General features: G+C 38.0%; 11 protein-coding genes. 8 read left to right on the forward strand and 3 right to left on the reverse strand.

Going from position 1 to position 17,726, the window contains the following annotated elements; all coding sequences use genetic code 11:
• Positions 1-262: 262 nt before the first annotated feature.
• Positions 263-1,528 carry an aminoacyltransferase gene (locus tag AC3B5D_RS09970; protein WP_489840189.1) on the forward strand — a complete coding sequence of 422 codons (1,266 nt, stop codon included), beginning with the start codon at positions 263-265 and terminating at the stop codon, positions 1,526-1,528.
• Positions 1,529-1,596: 68 nt separating this feature from the next.
• On the opposite strand, the gene AC3B5D_RS09975 is transcribed toward AC3B5D_RS09970, so the two are convergent.
• On the reverse strand, positions 1,597-2,505 hold the full coding sequence (locus tag AC3B5D_RS09975) for a magnesium transporter CorA family protein (RefSeq protein WP_489840188.1): 909 nt from the start codon (positions 2,503-2,505) through the stop codon (positions 1,597-1,599).
• Positions 2,506-2,750: 245 nt separating this feature from the next.
• Positions 2,751-3,146: a pyridoxamine 5'-phosphate oxidase family protein gene (locus AC3B5D_RS09980; protein ID WP_489840187.1), complete on the reverse strand. Its 396-nt coding sequence runs from the start codon at positions 3,144-3,146 to the stop codon at positions 2,751-2,753.
• A 223-nt stretch (positions 3,147-3,369) separates the two neighbouring features.
• On the opposite strand from AC3B5D_RS09980, the gene AC3B5D_RS09985 reads away from it, so the two are divergent.
• The 7 genes from AC3B5D_RS09985 (at position 3,370) to addA (ending at position 16,265) form a co-directional block, all read left to right on the forward strand.
• Positions 3,370-3,507 carry a hypothetical protein gene (locus AC3B5D_RS09985; RefSeq protein ID WP_489840186.1) on the forward strand — a complete coding sequence of 46 codons (138 nt, stop codon included), beginning with the start codon at positions 3,370-3,372 and terminating at the stop codon, positions 3,505-3,507.
• 286 nt (positions 3,508-3,793) lie between these two features.
• The gene (locus AC3B5D_RS09990) at positions 3,794-4,126 is read left to right on the forward strand and encodes a DUF7671 family protein (RefSeq protein ID WP_489840185.1); all 333 of its coding nucleotides are present in this window, start codon (positions 3,794-3,796) and stop codon (positions 4,124-4,126) included.
• 91 nt (positions 4,127-4,217) lie between these two features.
• Positions 4,218-5,645: an NADP-dependent phosphogluconate dehydrogenase gene (gene gndA / locus AC3B5D_RS09995; protein ID WP_489840184.1), complete on the forward strand. Its 1,428-nt coding sequence runs from the start codon at positions 4,218-4,220 to the stop codon at positions 5,643-5,645.
• A gap of 269 nt (positions 5,646-5,914) precedes the next feature.
• Positions 5,915-7,249: an APC family permease gene (locus tag AC3B5D_RS10000; protein WP_489840183.1), complete on the forward strand. Its 1,335-nt coding sequence runs from the start codon at positions 5,915-5,917 to the stop codon at positions 7,247-7,249.
• A gap of 68 nt (positions 7,250-7,317) precedes the next feature.
• Positions 7,318-8,721 carry a dipeptidase PepV gene (gene pepV, locus AC3B5D_RS10005; RefSeq protein WP_489840182.1) on the forward strand — a complete coding sequence of 468 codons (1,404 nt, stop codon included), beginning with the start codon at positions 7,318-7,320 and terminating at the stop codon, positions 8,719-8,721.
• Positions 8,722-8,904: 183 nt separating this feature from the next.
• Positions 8,905-12,474, forward strand: coding sequence for a PD-(D/E)XK nuclease family protein (locus tag AC3B5D_RS10010; protein ID WP_489840181.1), 3,570 nt, complete (start codon positions 8,905-8,907; stop codon positions 12,472-12,474).
• Positions 12,474-16,265 (forward strand): helicase-exonuclease AddAB subunit AddA, encoded by a 3,792-nt coding sequence (addA, locus tag AC3B5D_RS10015; RefSeq protein WP_489840180.1) that lies wholly within the window; start codon positions 12,474-12,476, stop codon positions 16,263-16,265. The genes AC3B5D_RS10010 and addA overlap by 1 nt, the downstream gene beginning before the upstream one ends.
• Before the next feature lie 67 nt (positions 16,266-16,332).
• On the opposite strand, the gene AC3B5D_RS10020 is transcribed toward addA, so the two are convergent.
• Positions 16,333-17,538: an MFS transporter gene (locus AC3B5D_RS10020; protein WP_489840179.1), complete on the reverse strand. Its 1,206-nt coding sequence runs from the start codon at positions 17,536-17,538 to the stop codon at positions 16,333-16,335.
• Positions 17,539-17,726 lie beyond the last annotated feature (188 nt).

The following is a 17,726-nucleotide window of genomic DNA, read 5'->3' on the forward strand; positions in this document are numbered from 1 at the left end:
AAAACACTGCTTTAATGTGGATAACTGGGGAAAAAAGGTGGAAATCTTTTGTGTTTTTCCACTGGTACGGTCTAATTAAACATAAAATAGGTAGAAAATACTTTTAAAAATCTTGAAAATTCACTAATAAAGGCACTTTTTTAAAAAAACGTCATCGTGTGAAATGTGGAAAACTTTAAGTATTGATTATTTTGCCAAATTTTAAGTCTGATAGCGTATAATTCAGAGTAATAGATATTGAAGATAAGGATATGAGTAAAATATGACACGTTCATTTAAAGAGTTAACAACAGAACAATTTGAGTCATTTGCGCAAACCCATCCAGCGGGTAGTTATTTACAAACCGCAGCACAAGCTCGGCTACTCGCACGTCGTGGGTGGCAAACGAGCTTAGTTGGCTTAATATCAGATAATCAAGTTGAAGCAGCAGCAGTATTAGCTTGGATACCAGTTCGAATGGGTAACCTATTTCAAATCGACGGTGGGATGTTAATTGATTTTCAAGATAATGAGCTAGTGCAAGCGTTTATTGAAGGTGTCATGAATTTTGCAAAAGCACGCCATGGACTCTTTTTGCGGATCGTGCCAAATGCGATTTATCGGCGGTATGATGATGAAGGAAAACAAATTGGCGCGACAGAAAATGTGGTGATTGATGCGCTAACTCGTATTGGTTTTGAACACACACCTGCGTCAAAAGGCTGGACAACTAATTCTTCACCATCGTGGCAATATGTTAAATCATTACAGCCTATCCTAGATTCTGATGAACCAGAAAAAGCCTTACGTGCGTCATTTGGGAAAGATGGTAAATATTATTTAAAGAAGACGGACCAGTTTGGCATTAAAGTACGTCGTTTGGGTAAACAAGATCTGCCAGATTTCAAAGCACTAACACAAGATACAGCAAATCGTCTGAACTATCATGATAAAGATTTAGATTTCTATGAAACAGTTTTTGATGAGTACGGTGATGATGCCTTTTTTGTTTTTGCAGAAATGGACTTTCCTGCTTACATTAAGGGACAGCAACAAGCACGAGATCACTTGACTGAAGTTGTGACAAATCTTGATGCACGAATCCTTGAAAAACCTAATTATAAGAAGTTGAAGCGTCAACGTGCGGAATATGCCGATCAACGTAAACAACATGAAAAACGAATTTCACAAGCAAAAATGGCGCGTGAACAAGCAGGTAAGGATGTCGTGACTATTGCAGGGGCATTGTTTTTAGCAACAGCCAATGAGATGATTTATTTGTATTCAGGCACATATGATGAGTATAAGAATTTCTATGGTCCTTATGCCGTGCAAGAATATGCTTTTGAACAAGCCTTGAAACGACAAATTCCACATTATAATTTCTATGGCATTTCTGGTGTTTTTGATGGTTCTGATGGTGTGTTGGGATTCAAACAAGGTTTTTCTGGGCATGCTGAAGAAAAGGTGGGTTCATTTACGAGACCGATTAATGGGCCAAAATATGCGATCTATCACTTCTTGAAAAAAATATTAGCAAGGAATTGATCATTAATATAATAAAAGCCAAAGTAAATGCTGTGAATTCACAGTACACTTTGGCTTTTTATGATGCGTTATTTTTTAAAGAAGCCATAATGCCATAGTATGACCGTAATAATAATCATGAAAATGATCGTAATAATAATGGTGTATACCCAACCATCAGCTGCATGCGTTAAGGGCAGAATCACGTTTTGACCAAAAAATCCGGAAACGATCGTTGGCACGGTTAGGACAATTGAAGATACTGTTAATAGCTTCATCGTCCAATTTAAATTAGCGTTAGCCACATTATCAAAGGCGTTAGCCACGCTGCTGGTAACTTCTTGTGATAGTTTTCCGGTGTCAAGTGCTTGTTGTAATTCTACTTCAACATCTTCAATACGTTCAACTTGTTGGGTCGTCAAATGATGACGTTCATGGCTTTTTAAGACGTTTAAAAGAGTGTGGTTTGTTTGCAAAGAATTAATTAAATAGATGAGGTCCGTTTGTAGTGACATCAGTTGATTGATGGCTGGTTGAGTTGGTTTAGTGGATTTAATATTACTTTGAATAGTTAATCGCTTGCGATTGATCGTTAAAATGGCTTTCATAAACTCACCAGATAATGATTCAGTCGCACTTAAAATAACATCTATAGGGAGTTCAGGTTGTGTTTGTGATAATTCAAGCAAATGATTAATGACATAGGTTGTTTCTTTACGAGTAAAAACATAAAGCATGGTTTGCTCAGTATTGTATAAAAAACCAACCGGTTCAGTTGTTGCTCGTGTTGATGTTGGCGTAACGATGTCAAAAATCATTAAATTATATCGATGTGCGTCATCAAATTCCATCCGGGCACTTTCGTAGGGATCAATGGCATAGTCAATTAATTCATTGGAAATTTCATGTGTTTTAACGAGTTGTTGACGGTCATCAACTGTCATTTCGTCAACTTGATATAATGTAAAATTATCAAAAAGTTTCAGCTTTTTTATCATCAGAGGATCCTTTTTATAAAGTTTATGTATGGTTAGTATACCCTATTAATGGGTCGTTATCGTACTCATTTTAGATAGATAATACAAGATAACGATAAGACGATCTAGAAAAACATGAGCCGAAATTTTGTGATATATCGCTGAAAACCGACAAATTAACAGTGAAAATCGTTAGCTTGTCGGTTCTTTTTTAGTTGATTTTAATGCGTGTCGTTTATCAAATACTAGTCATATTATTCAGGTCATTAAGCTAATTGCGTACCAGCTTCTAGCGTATTGTCTAATTTAAAGATATGTTCAACATCAATAATGACAATGGCTGCACGTGGGAAACGGTCAAAAATTCCTTTTGGTAATAACGCTTGTGCTATATCATCATCTTCATGAATATGAGCTTGTCCTTCGAAACGGAATCCTTTTTGAGCATCTCTATCAGCGACTGCAACAGCAGCGTGCCCATTCACTGTTAAATTATGAAAGGCATGTCGGAATGTATGTTCGAAGTATACTAAATGTTCATCATCTAAAACATGTAACGACCCTTTGGGACCAACTTTGGGCATGCCATTTTCGTCTGCAGTTGCTAAGAATGGAAATTGTTCTTTAATCATTTGTTTCATATCAGTTGTTAATTTTGCCATAGGATCTCCTCTCTGCCTCTTTACTTACTTATTATAAGGGAGAGTGGTTGGAAAATCAAATCATGACGCTTTGTGAGTGATTAAATTGCTGTATGAATAGTCATTGTTTTAGGGGGCTTATTAAGTGGCGATCAGTAAAGTCAACAATAGGATTTTGTTGACTAATAGTGGAAATGTCGGTATACTTGAAAAGTTATCGATAACAAAAATGGAGGAAATAATTATGGCAGTTAGATCACCATATAACTCATGGGCCCGTCGTCGTCCAGTATCACACGACTACTCAAAGAAAGTTCGTAACGATGAAGTTGTTAACATTCAACAATGGGCTAAGGGTAAAGCTGAATTAGAATCAAAGTAATTTGATTTAAAATTAGTGAATAAGATAAGACCGTACCGATGTAGATATACATGGGTACGGTCTTTTTGAATTATCAGTAAATAATTATCATTGGTATAATGAAATAACCTAGTATGAAAATAATTAGTTGCTAAACATTTGGAAAAATGATCGATTTATTTCATACGAATAATCTTGTCATATAAAAAGATAAGCAAACATCAATATAACGATAAACTGCAAAATAATCATATTATACGGTTAACACAATAACGATATCAGTTACGACAATTAGAAAGGTGCATTTATGGCAAGTAAATATCCAACAGCCGAATTAGTTGGCATTGTGATGACGCAAACAAATAGTGGTCAATATGAGCAAAAAGAAAGTCCAGTTAGTCAGCGTGATTTTCATAGTTGGCGAATTGGTAAACATACCAAAGGAAAGTTACAACAGCCAGGTCAATTATTTTTAACTGAAAATAATTTAATTGTGATGCTTGTTGCAATAAAACCATTGGCTTTTAAAAATCGGCATACAATAACACCAATGGCACGGTTTTTAACAACAACAGTCTCTGATGAAGTAAAAGTACAACTATTAACAAAGTATCAGGATAATCAATCGCTTAAAGATTAGCGGGTGCTATTTTAAGGAACTCGCGTTAAACTTAACTATACAGAATATTTTTAATGTAGCTAATTAATTGCTGGTAGGGGGAAATATTAATATGGTAACAGCAGAATTTGGCGTTGTCGGCTTGGCTGTCATGGGACGTAACTTAGCATTGAATGTTGCGTCACGTGGGTACAAAGTCGCTGTTTATAATCGTACGTCTGGACGGACTGACGATTTAGTTGCAAAGCATCCAGATAAAGGCTTTGTTCCTGGCTATACCATTGAAGAATTTGTCGCATCGATTCAAAAGCCGCGACGTATTTTGTTAATGGTTAAAGCAGGTGCAGGGACAGATGCAGTGATTGAAGAATTACTACCACATTTGGATAAAGGTGATATTTTAATTGATGGTGGTAATACTTTCTTTGAAGATACAATTCGTCGTTCTAAGAAATTAGAGCAGTCAGGAATCAATTTTATTGGTATGGGAGTTTCAGGTGGTGAGTTAGGGGCTCTTCAGGGACCTTCAATGATGCCAGGGGGCCAACGTGAAGCCTATGATTTGGTTGAGCCAATTTTGAAAGAAATTGCCGCAAAAGCACCTGAAGATGGTAAGCCAACCGTTACCTATATTGGACCAGATGGTGCGGGACACTATGTCAAGATGGTTCATAATGGTATTGAATATGGTGATATGCAGTTGATTGCTGAATCATATGATATTTTAAAGCGAGTGTTGCAATTAGATAAGAATGCGTTAGCAAAGACATTTGCTGATTGGAACCAAGGCGAGTTGAACTCATACTTAATTGAAATTACAGCAGATATATTAACGCGTGATGATGATCTTGGCTCAGGAAAACCAATGGTTGATATGATCTTAGACCGTGCTGGTAACAAGGGGACTGGTAAATGGTCATCACAATCAGCTTTGGCTGTTGGTGCACCACAATCTTTGATTACAGAATCAGTATATGCACGTTATATTTCAGCATTAAAGACTGATCGCATCGCTGCTTCCGGCGTGTTATCAGGTCCTGATTATCATTTCGATGGTGATAAGGCAGCAACAATTGAAGATATCCGTAAGGCATTATACTTTGGTAAAGTTATGTCATATGCACAAGGATTTGATCAATTACGGATGGCGTCAGATTATTATGATTGGTCATTGCCATTTGGTGAATTAGCACAACTATGGCGTGCAGGGGCCATTATCCGTGCCCAATTCTTGCAACGTATCACAGATGCTTATGAAGAGAAACCAGCATTACATAATTTGTTGCTAGATTCATACTTTAAACAAATTGCTGAATCTTATCAAGCGTCTGCTCGCCGTGTGATTGCGTTAGCAACGGCAGCTGGTGTGCCAGTACCATCATTATCAGCAGCGGTCGCTTACTATGATTCATATCGTTCAGCTATTTTGCCTGCAAACTTGATTCAAGCACAACGGGATTACTTTGGCGCCCACACTTATGAGCGTGTTGATAAACCAGCTGGTGAAATGTACCATTATTCATGGTATGATGAAGCTTAAAATTATGATTGATATGAAATTAAGTTGTTATGCAGTTTAAAGTATGCTAACATTTATCTAGTGGAAGCAAAAAACGTACATTAATTAAGGAGAGTCGAGCGAATGTTTGATTTTAATAATAATAATAATAATCGTCATTTTAACTCAACACAATTAGTGATTGGGCGTTTTGGCGACGCTTAAACTGTGAGAACTTACGAAGCAGTCACCCAATTACGAAATTGGATGACTGCTTTTTTTGTTGAATTTTTACATTAGGGAGATTACTTATGTCGCAGACGGTTGAATTGAAACGATCGATGGGAATTTGGTCAGGGTTGTCGTTAGTTGTTGGAACAGTTATCGGATCAGGAATATTTTTTAAACAAGCAGGTGTTTTGCAAACGGCTGGTTCATCAACCCTAGGCTTATTAGCTTGGGTAACAGGAGGCGTGATTACACTAGCTGCTGGACTAACCATTGCTGAAATCGGTGCAAGATTACCCAAAACGGGTGGGCTATATAGCTATATTGAATCACTATATGGTCCTGTTGCTGGCTTTTTGACAGGATGGATGCAAGTCGTCATTTACGCACCAGCGGTGATTGCGTCAATTGCCGGGTATGCCGCATTTCTAACAGCTAATTTTCTGGGTTTGCCAACCAGCGCTGCAACATGGATTTCTGTGATATATGTTGCCTTTATTGCTGGTATTAATCTATTTGAAAATCGTGTTGCCGCAAGTTTTCAAGTTATAACGACATCAATTAAATTGATTCCGATTGCTATTTTAATTATTTATGGATTATTCTTTGGAAAAGTTGATGCGTTAGGTCAAACAGTGTCACAAACTGTTGCGCATGGTGGTGGCTTTGGTATGGCCATCTTAGCAACTTTGTTTGCCTATGATGGTTGGATTTTGCTAGCAAATATTGCTGGTGAACTAAAGAACCCACGGCGCGATTTACCACGGTCAATAGTTGGGGGTGTTAGTTTAATTGTGGTGGCATATGTTGGTGTATCATTTGGTGTTTACCATGCCTTACCATCTGATCGGATTGTTGCTTTACAAAATAATGCGACGTTTGCAGTCGTACGAGCAGCATTTGGTGATTTTGGTGGTCGTGCACTAAGTATCGCCATCATTATTTCAATGTTAGGGACATTAAATGGGAAAATGATTTCGTTTCCACGAATGGCTTATGCCATGTCATTAGATGGCTTATTTCCAAAATATTTATCAAAATTAACGAAAAAAACGCAGGAACCAACGAATGCAATATTGACAGTTGCTTTTATGACAATTTTCTTGGCAATCGTCTATACAAATGGGGTTGATCGTCTGTCAGATATTGCAATTTTTACAATCTGGATATTCTATACAGCTGCCTTTTTCGGGGTGTTCATTTTACGTCGTCAGAAATTGTCTGACCATGTTGATCCCAAAACACTATTTAAGACACCTTTGTATCCAGTGACACCTTTAGTTGCCATTGTTGGCGCTTTGTTTGTGATTGGGTCAACAATCATTAACGATTTTTCAGGAGCAGTCATTTCAATTGCATTAGTTGCAGTAGGGTTGCCGGTATTTTACTATTACAATCATAAACGGCAGCAACAATAGTCAGTTGTTGTCACTCGTTAAAAAACACGATACACTAGCTTTATTAGAATTTAATTAGAGGTAGTGATATGACGTGGGTAATAGAAGCAAAACGATATGAGACAAATCTGATTAATGATTTGAATCAAATTGTGCGCATTCCTTCAGTTTTAGACCCTAAAACGCAAACACCACAAACACCATTTGGCATCGATATGGTGCGTGCGTTATCAAAGATGGAGGAGCTTGCCAGTCGCGATGGGTTTCGATATGGTCGTGTAGCAAATATGGTGACATGGATAGAATTTGGCCCTGCAGATGCAGCTGAAACCGTGGGTATTTTAACACATATTGATGTTGTTCCTGCTGGTGATGGTTGGTTACGGCAGCCATTTAATCCAGAAATTTTAGATGGCTTATATTTTGGTCGAGGTGCAGCTGATATGAAAGCTGATTTAATGTCGGCTTATTATGCAATGAAGATGTTAGCTGATCAACATTGTCATCTGAAGAGAAAAATTCGTTTAATTATTGGGACTGATGAAGAAAATGGGTGGCGTGATTTACCACAGTATATTGCGCAAGAGGGTGAACCCACGCTTGGCTTTTCACCCGATGGCGCTTTCCCTGTTGTTAATGGTGAAAAAGCTTTTCAAACAGTGCAGTTACGGTTTCCAAGTGTTTCTGAAGGACCTTATATTTTAGAACGTTTTATGGCCGGTAATCGTGCAAATGTGGTACCAGGAGATGCAAAAGCAAGAATCGATGTACCCAAAGGAATATTAATTGCCAATGATTTCGAGCAATTTCTTAAGCAATATCCATTTTTAAAGGGAAATGTGCAACAAGTCGGTCAGACCGTTAGACTAACCTTGTTTGGTGTGCAAGCACACGGGGCTTATCCTGCTGATGGCAAAAATGCGGGGACGTATCTAGCGGCATTTTTAAATCAATATCCATTTGGTGGGGATGCCCAGGCATTTTTGACGTTTCTAGGTGATATTGTTCATCAGGATATCTATGCGAAGCGGTTAGGATTAGCTTACCGTGATCAAGAGATGGGTGATTTAACAATGAATGTCGGAGTGATGCGTTACAGTCATCGTGGTCAAGGCACTATTTTACTCAATTTCCGCTACCCAAAGGGGGTGTCGCTTCAAGCAATTGTTACCCAAGTGCAGCGACATCTTGCGGACTTAATGGCTGAGATTACCGTTGTACAAGCTGGTATGCCACCACATTTAGTACCTGTCGATGATGAATTAGTAACGGTCTTATCGGCCGTTTATGCGGAACAAACTGGTCATTATTTACCACCAAGAACGTCCAATGGTGGTTCTTATGCACGTTTATTAAAGCGTGGTGTCGCTTTTGGCGGTCAATTTCCCGATGTTAAAGTAACTAGTCACCAAGCAAATGAATATACGCCGGTTGCTAATTTAACGCGATCAATGGCAATTTTTGCTGAATCATTGTGGCGTTTGTGTCAGTAATTGTTTGATAATCGGGGTTTGGTAATCAAAGTAGTAAACATATGAGGCTGACTAACTATCCATTTTAAAGTGATAGTTAGTTGGCCTTTAATTATATGGCAAAATATCTTAAAAGTTGAACAGAATATATTAAAGGATAACTGGTAGAATAATAATAAGAATACATGGTAGTGGAGGCGACACATGTCATTAGAATTACTATTTGGTCGTGCAAGTGCAGATCATGAACTGGCATTATTGCAACGCGTGCAACATGTTTTAGCAACTGATGATCAAGCAAAAATTTTTTATATTGTCCCCAATCATATTAAATTTGAAACTGAAATTAATGTGTTGACTAGATTAGCTGACTTAGAAGACCGTCATGGTGCTGCGATTGCTGTGCCTAATGTGTCAGTCTTTTCTTTAAGTCGGCTGGCATGGTATTACATGCAAAATGATGTTATTTATCAACAAGCCAATCTATCACAAAATGGGTTAACAATGTTGGTACAAACGTTGCTACAACAAAATAAAGATCATTTAGTGTTATACGGTAATTTATTGAATAAGCAAGGTTTTATCGGACAATTTACGACGCAATTATTAGAGCTTAAACAGGCAGGTTTAGCATGGCAAGATGTTAATGAAATTGCTGATCAATTGGTCAATCAAGAAACATTACAGATGAAACTACATGATTTAGCGCTTATTGGTGAGGCATTAGAAGATGAATTAAGGCAGCGTAATCAGTATTTAAGTAGTGATTTACTGTTGGCGTTGAAAGTCTTTTTAGCGACTGAAAAAACAGATATATCGCATCATTATTTTTTTATTAATGATTATTCACAGATGACATCCCCAGAAAGAGGATTGGTTGAAGCATTGATTCATTATGCTGCCGGAGTGACAATAACCTTGCCAGCTGATGATGGTTCAGCAAGCCTAACAGAGATGGCACTTTCTGAAAATGATTTATTTTATCGCCCCAAAAAATTAGGCCAACAATTACGAGATTTTGCTGTACAACACCATGTAATTGTTACCGCAAATACAATTGCACCACAACGTCATTTAAGTATGAGTATGTCCGAAATGGAAAATTTTTGGATTACGTATGAACAACAGGGAATGCCCCACCATCAGGTACCAACTGAAGTACCAACAATTAACATTTGGCAAGCCCATACACGTTATCAAGAAGTGGAACAAATGGCGCGCTTCATTCGACAAGAAGTGGCAGCTGGTAAACATCGTTATCGTGATTATTTATTGTTAACACGTGACTTAGGGCAATACGAAAATATCATACCAGCAGTTTTTGCACGATATGATATACCGATGTTTATGGATTTAGATCGACCAATGTCAGCACATCCTCTCGTTGCCTTTCTGGATAAATTATTGCATCTTGCACCAAGTTTTACGATTACTGATGTGATGAGCTTTTTAAAAACAGAATTGTTAATACCAGCTGATGTGACTTTGGATGATTATCGTGAAGCACTGGCGGAAACAGAAAATTACGTTCTTGCGAAAAATATTGCAGGTTGGCAGTGGACTAGTACAACACCATGGCAATATGATCGCCAAGCGTTAACAAGTGATGATGAGGTGACTCGTGAACGAGTTGCTGGTAAAGATGCACAATTAGCGATGATTCATGATCAAATTAGCCAGGTGGTAGGACCATTTTTAAAGCAGTTGGCACAAGAGAATACGGCGCGTGATATGGCACGTGAGTTATATGAATTTATGACGCAAATTGGTATTCAGAAACGGTTAATAAAGTGGCGTGATGAAGCAATTGCTAAGGGTGATTTATGGGCTGCACAACAGCCAGAACAAGTTTGGCGTGTATTCATTGGCATTCTAGATGATTTTGTCCAAGTTTTTGATACTAAAAAAATGACACTTGAATCATTACAGGATGTTTTAAAAGCAGCTTTTGAGAATGCAAAATATGCGGGTGTCCCAGCAACAGTGGACCAAGTGCATATTTCAGAAAGTGGGATTGTGCAGCGAACTGGTTATGATACGGTCATTGTTTTTGGCGCAACCAACCATAATTTACCAGCAATAACGCGTACCAAAGCCATTTTGCATGACACTGATCGTGTTGCCTTACAAGGTGTCTTACCAACAGACGTTTACTTAAAAGAAACGGCTGAACAGCAAATGGCACAAGAATCATTGTTAATGTACCGTGCGATGATGGTCGCAGACAACCGATTAATTTGGGCGTACGCAACCAGTGACGGAGATAGCACACAACAACCATCAACCTATGTGACCCGTGTGCAAAAGCGATTTGGCATAATCCCATATCAGTTTGATGCACTACCAGATCCCACCAGTAATCAAATTGCGAATTATGTTGGGACACCAACTAGTACAATGGCACAGTTGTTAATTGCTAACCGTCAGGCTAAGTTACAGGGCACAAAAGAGCCATTTCTTAGTGCGGCATGGCAACATCTTGGACGACAATTACAAAAAATTGCACCACAGCGACTGGCACACTTATTTGGTAGTTTATGTTATAAAAATGAACCAGAAAAATTACAACCAGCATTAGTGACAGCGTTGTTTGGTCATGATTTAAAAGCATCAATTTCACGCTTGGAAAGTTATTCACGAAATCCTTACGAGTTTTTCTTGCAATATGGTTTGAAATTACAAGAACGTCAAGTCCTACAGTTAACGCCAGCAGAAAAAGGAACGCTAATGCATGCGATGTTGGAGCATCTTTTCCAATTTTTGGTTGAAAAACAACAGGTTTTAGGTGCCTTAACAGATGAACAGTTACGTCAGTTGGAGCAAGATATTTTACAAGGTATTTTATCAAGTGATGATCCGACCTATGATATTTTTAGCAGTTCGTATCGCATGAAGTTTTTAACGCAGCGCTTAGCGATGCAAGTGCATGACACGATTACTAGTATGAAACGTGGTCAATTAGCGAATGGGGGTGTGCATACGATTGGTGTTGAAGCAGGCTTTGGTTTACCGCAAAGCCAATTAAAACCAGTTGCCTATGAAATACCGTTTGGCCATATTAAAATTCGTGGTAAAGTTGATCGCTATGATTTGGTTGAAACACCAACTGGAAATTTTTTAACAATCGTTGATTATAAATCAAGTAAGCGCGTGTTTGATTATGAAAAAGCTTACGCCGGTTTGGAGTTACAATTGATGACCTATTGGACAGCGATGTTGATGAACAAAGATGTGTTGCCAACGGGTGAAATGGGGGGTGCATTATTTTGGACATTACAAACACCGTGGGTCAATTTAAATGAGTTATCTGGTGATCATTTAGAGCAAATACAACAACAAGCTGATGAATTAATCACTAATCAAGGTCGTTATCGTGGTGTGTTACGTGATGATGAAAATTATATTGATCAATTAGCGGGTAATGCGGATATTGTTGTACCTTACGCCATTGATCGGAAAAAAGATGGGACGTTTAAAAAGACAGCTGATGTTGTCACGGCTGATCATTTAGAAACATTGCTAACATTCAATGAATATAAGATTAAGGAGATTGGTGAACAAATCTTGGCTGGTGATTTTCCATTATATCCATTCCGAGATGGTCCATCAAATACGGGTTTAATGTATACACCGTATAAGCCTATTATGATGTTTGATGCTATGATGGGAAATCAATATCATAATATTGAAAAACTAACGATGACAGGCGCCTTAGCAGCGATGACACGGTTTATTGAAAAGCATCACTCAGAGCCAGAGGAGGGACAAAAATAATGAACTTCACCGATTCACAGTCAGCTGCAATTACGGAAAAAAATCATAACATTTTAGTGTCTGCATCAGCTGGTTCAGGGAAAACACGTGTACTGATCGAGCGCGTGATGCGTCGTTTATTAGCAGGTGAGAACGTTAATGAATTTTTGATTGTCACATTTACCGAAGCAGCAGCCACTGAAATGAAAGAGCGTTTGGAAGTGGCCATTCGTTCTGAACTTGGGAAAACAACTGGCACGCAACGACAGCATTTATTAAAACAACTACGTTTATTGAATATTGCCAATATTTCAACTTTACATGCCTTTGCATTACGTTTGATCGAACAATATCATTACACGATCGATCTTGATCCACAATTTCGTTTAATGGATGATGCAGAACGCACGTTGGTGATGCTTGAGGTTTATCAAACTTTATTAGAAGAACGATATGCAAATGATGAGCAGGGCACATTTGCTATGTTTGCGACACAATTTACTAGTAGTACAACTGATGATCAAGCGTTACAAACGGCAACTTTTTCGTTATATGATTTTGCAACGGTCCGGCCAGATACAACAAACTGGTTGGATCATTTACCAGATTTGTATGATGTTGGTGATGCTGATTTTACCAAAAGCCAGTTTTATTTAACACAATTACGACCATTAATCTTAGATGAATTACAAGGAATTTATGATAAAGCGGAACGGCTAGTCAAGCAAGCACCGGATACAATGGATGAGGCACCAGCGATTAACCGTTTACTTAACTTACAATCGGATGTTGCAAATTATCAAGTAGCATTGGCAAGTGTGCAACAGGATACTAATGATTGGCAAACGATTCGTGAAGTAATAAATAATGTGACATTGTCTGGTTGGGGTGTCGATGATCAAGGTAAACGGAAAAATTTCACAAAAAAGCATGATCCTGAACTCAAACGAGCTTGGGAAAAATATAAGGATGAACGTGAAAATTTGAAAAAGCGATTTACAAAATTGCGAGAGACGTACTTTTTATTGGATCAAGCTGGACTATCATTAGCCATTCAAGGTGCTAGCCGAGTGATGCAACAACTTGTCACGTTAACCAAGCAATTTAGTCAATCATTTTTAAAAGAAAAATTACGTCGTAAAGTCCTAGATTTTAATGATTTGGAACATTTTGCACTTCAGATTGTCAGTCAGCCTAAAGTAAAAGCAGAATTACAGGCGCGTTATGTCGAAATCATGGTTGATGAGTATCAAGATACGAACCAGTTACAAGAAGCAATTTTACAAGAAATTGCAAAAACTGATAATTTATTCCAAGTGGGTGATATTAAACAATCCATTTATAAATTTAGACAGGCTGATCCAACTTTATTTGCGCATAAACTGACAACATACCCCAAAACGAATCATAATGAAGTGATTACTTTGCAAGAAAACTTTCGTTCACAGCCAAACGTAACGAATTTTATTAACTATATTTTTGCACAATCGATGAGTCGATCATTAGGGGACATTGATTATACCGGCGATGCTGAGTTGGTTGCGGGGGCTGATTATTATCCTGCAGATTTACCACAAAAAGCAGAATTACTCGTATATTTGGATGATCATCAAATAGATGAGTCAGCAATAGAAGCTGATCATGACAGATTGTCTGTGAATATGCCATATACGAAAGCAACTGGTCAAATTCGGATGATTGCATTGAAAATTCAAGAATTGATTCAGACAAAATTTGAAATTTTTGATCGTAAAGCACAAATAAAGCGTCCGATTAATTATGGCGATATCACTATTTTGGTACCGACAAAAGGTCAAAATTTAGACGTGTTAGATGTTTTTCGAGAAATGGCGATACCTATCATGATTGATGGGACAGAAAATTATTTTCAGACAACAGAAATATCAGTCGTGATGAGTCTCTTGCAAGTCATTGATAATCCGCATCAAGATATTCCATTGGTCGCTGTTTTACGCTCGCCATTATATGGTATTGGTGAAAATGGACTAGCCATTATTCGCGCACAAGCACCTAACGATGATTTTTACACAGCTGTTAAAGTGATGGCCCAAACTAATGTCGTTGATAATTTGCCCGATGTTGATGCCGCATTGCTGGAAAAAACACAAACACAAGTTAATCAATTTTTGACTGACTTAGACGTTTTTCGTGATTTAGCTGTACAAAATCAAATTGTGACCTTACTCTGGGCAATCTATAATCGCACAAATTGGCTAGATTATGTTGGTGGGTTACCTTCTGGAGCACAACGTCAGGCAAATTTGCATGCGTTATATGAGCGGGCTGCAGCGTATCAAAAGAGTAGTTTTGTTGGCCTATATCAATTTATCAACTATGTGACACAGCTTCAAAATCAAGATAAGGATTTAGGTGAAGCAGATGCTAATGTTGCCCAAGACAGTGTGTCATTGATGACGATTCATCATGCGAAAGGTTTGGAGTTCCCAGTTGTCTTTTTGTTGAATGCATCACGAACGATGATTAGTCAACGTGAGACACAAGGTAGTGTTATTCTAGATGCACAGGCTGGTGCTGGCATGAATTATATTGATATTGCGCATCATTTGAAACTCATTACACCACAGCATGAATATATTGTTCAAATCAAACGGCGAAATGCCTATGCGGAACAGTTACGTGTGCTTTATGTTGCATTAACACGTGCAGAACAACAATTATTTATTGTTGGTTCGTATGATAATGTGGCGCAATTGTGGCAAACTTGGCAACAAAGTGCTGGTGTGACCGAATGGATGTTGCCTGAAACAGTTAGATTGACGGGCAAATCATACATGGATTTGATAGGAATGACCTTAATTCGCCATCCTCAAGCGAGTCAACGCATGGCATCATTACAGAAATATGATGAACATAACATCATGCAATTTGATGACATACGAGCTAAAGCACCAAAACAGTCATTTAATTTCAGTCTGGAGATTTTGAATGGACAAGATTTGGCACAAGCAATGTTAGCTTATCAACCAGCAATGACAACAGTAAAAAACTCATTGCCAGAAATGGCTACACAGGATGTCACAAATGATTGGCAACAAGTATTGCAATTCCAATATCCTTATGCAACGGCAACACGAGCAACGGCTTATCAATCTGTTTCTGAAATCAAACATTTATTTGAAGATCCTGATTTAACAGCTGGTCGACAACTTGTTGATCGTCGGTTAGTAACGGATGATTTGGCAGGGTTGCGAGTGACTGATGATACATTACCAGAGCCAGCATTTATGCAAGATTCGGCTACTCGACTATCATCAGCAGCAATTGGTACAGCAACACATCTAGTGATGCAACGTATTGATTTAACAATGGGGACACCGACAATTTCAGATATTAAAGATCTCATTGCGCAGTTAACGACAGCTGGATTAATTGATACGAATATTGCACCATTGATTATCGTCGATAAAATTGCCCGTTTTTTCACAGACTCACCATTAGGTCGTCAAATGGTCAAACATGCAGATTCGTTGCAACGTGAGGTACCATTTTCACTACTATTAGATGCAAAACATCTTTATCGTGCTTTTGTTGGGGATGATAAAGTGCTTGTTCACGGTATTATCGATGGTTATTTTCAAGTCGATAGCGAAGTTTGGTTATTTGATTACAAAACAGATCATGTTGCAAGTTCGGATGCAACACGTATATTAACAAAAAGATATGCAGGTCAATTAAATATCTATGCACAAGCATTGGTAGCAATGGGTTTGACGACACCTAAGCGCTTTATTTATGCAATCAATGCTGAAAAACTAATTCGTTTATCATAAAAAATAAAACGACAGATTACGATGAGACAGGGGAATAACCGTCTGGCAAGTAATGTGTCGTTTTTATTTATGATTGTTTTTTGATACGAGAAAAGCTCAAGAACATGATTAATATGATGAAAAATAACATAATACCAAATACAGAGGCAAACAAAATTTTATAAGAACCACTGTCAATCAATAAGCCACCGTATAAAGGACCAATTGCCCGACCAAGTGAGACGATCATGGTTAATAAACCTTGGGCATGTCCTTTCGCATAGGGGTCGCTTAGTTTATCTACCCATGCTGGTATTTGAGGACTCGCAAAAATTTCACCAATTGTCAAAATCATAAAACTTAAAATAAACATGGGATAGGTTCGTGCTTGAATAAGAACCAAAAATGAGAGAGCAAATAAAGTTGAGCCACCAAGAACTGTGAAACGTAAGGGCAAACGAACGATAATACGATCAAGCATGCCTTGACCAAATATGATGACGATGCCATTTAATGTCCATAGGAATGAATAATCTTTGGTAGTCATCCCTAAGTCAGTCATATGGGTTGCAATGACTGTTTCCCATAATATATAAGACATATAGAAGGAAAAAGCTAATCCTAAGATGGCATAAATCACAATTGGCGTTTTGAAAGTACTTTTAGCTGCTCGGTCGGCTGCTCGAGCACTTTGTTTGGCTAATCCTTTGATATTAAAATATTTGATGATTAAAACAAAGAATACAAAGTACATCATCGATGCGCCACCGAAAACATATTGCACACCGTAATCAAATAGAAAACCAACAATTGCCGTACCAGCGACCACACCAACATTCATAAATAAATATTGGAGATTAAAAACTTTTCTAGCATCGATAGATTGAATGGTTGCAGCGTAAGCATTTAATAAAGTATAAATGAGGCCATCAGCAAATCCAAGTATGAGCATCAATAAAGCGAAAATTGGCCAACTATGCCAAAAAGTGAGCAAGAGCAGGACACTTAAAGCGAGACTAACGGCCATTGTCATGGCACGATATGGATGCCAGCGATCAAATAAATGACCACCTAACCAATTACCGAACATCATGGTAACTGATAAGCCCATGACAACCAAGCCTGATATGGTCATGTTTTGATGTAACATATTATGCATATAAAGTGTGGTGATAGGCCAAATGAGTGACGCACCAGTAGACTGAAAAAAAGTGGTGATGTATAAAATAATTGCTTTAATTTCGACGTGCTGCGATCTGAGCACATCGCCGTCGGCTGACGACTGAGTTAACATAAATCCTCCATGAATTGTGTGCATTGGCACAAATGAAACTTTTGACACGCTGATACAATCAGAGTTATTTTTATACTATGATAGCATGTGTGGTAAAGCGTGTTTATCCGTTTTTACTATGAGAAAAGTTTAGCATAAATTTGGGGAATTGGTATACTTAATAGAGAAGGGATTTAAATCTAGATAGA

This window comes from Weissella sp. ESL1177 (genome assembly GCF_058107185.1).

Bases quoted from the DNA above. Each gene is read 5' to 3' on its own strand.
- pepV (WP_489840182.1), top strand. From the start codon at position 7,318: ATGACGTGGGTAATAGAAGCAAAACGATATGAGACAAATCTGATTAAT.
- AC3B5D_RS10010 (WP_489840181.1), top strand. From the start codon at position 8,905: ATGTCATTAGAATTACTATTTGGTCGTGCAAGTGCAGATCATGAACTG.
- gndA (WP_489840184.1), top strand. From the start codon at position 4,218: ATGGTAACAGCAGAATTTGGCGTTGTCGGCTTGGCTGTCATGGGACGT.
- addA (WP_489840180.1), top strand. From the start codon at position 12,474: ATGAACTTCACCGATTCACAGTCAGCTGCAATTACGGAAAAAAATCAT.
- AC3B5D_RS09985 (WP_489840186.1), top strand. From the start codon at position 3,370: ATGGCAGTTAGATCACCATATAACTCATGGGCCCGTCGTCGTCCAGTA.
- AC3B5D_RS10000 (WP_489840183.1), top strand. From the start codon at position 5,915: ATGTCGCAGACGGTTGAATTGAAACGATCGATGGGAATTTGGTCAGGG.
- AC3B5D_RS09990 (WP_489840185.1), top strand. From the start codon at position 3,794: ATGGCAAGTAAATATCCAACAGCCGAATTAGTTGGCATTGTGATGACG.
- AC3B5D_RS09980 (WP_489840187.1), bottom strand. From the start codon at position 3,146: ATGGCAAAATTAACAACTGATATGAAACAAATGATTAAAGAACAATTT.
- AC3B5D_RS09970 (WP_489840189.1), top strand. From the start codon at position 263: ATGACACGTTCATTTAAAGAGTTAACAACAGAACAATTTGAGTCATTT.
- AC3B5D_RS09975 (WP_489840188.1), bottom strand. From the start codon at position 2,505: ATGATAAAAAAGCTGAAACTTTTTGATAATTTTACATTATATCAAGTT.
- AC3B5D_RS10020 (WP_489840179.1), bottom strand. From the start codon at position 17,538: ATGTTAACTCAGTCGTCAGCCGACGGCGATGTGCTCAGATCGCAGCAC.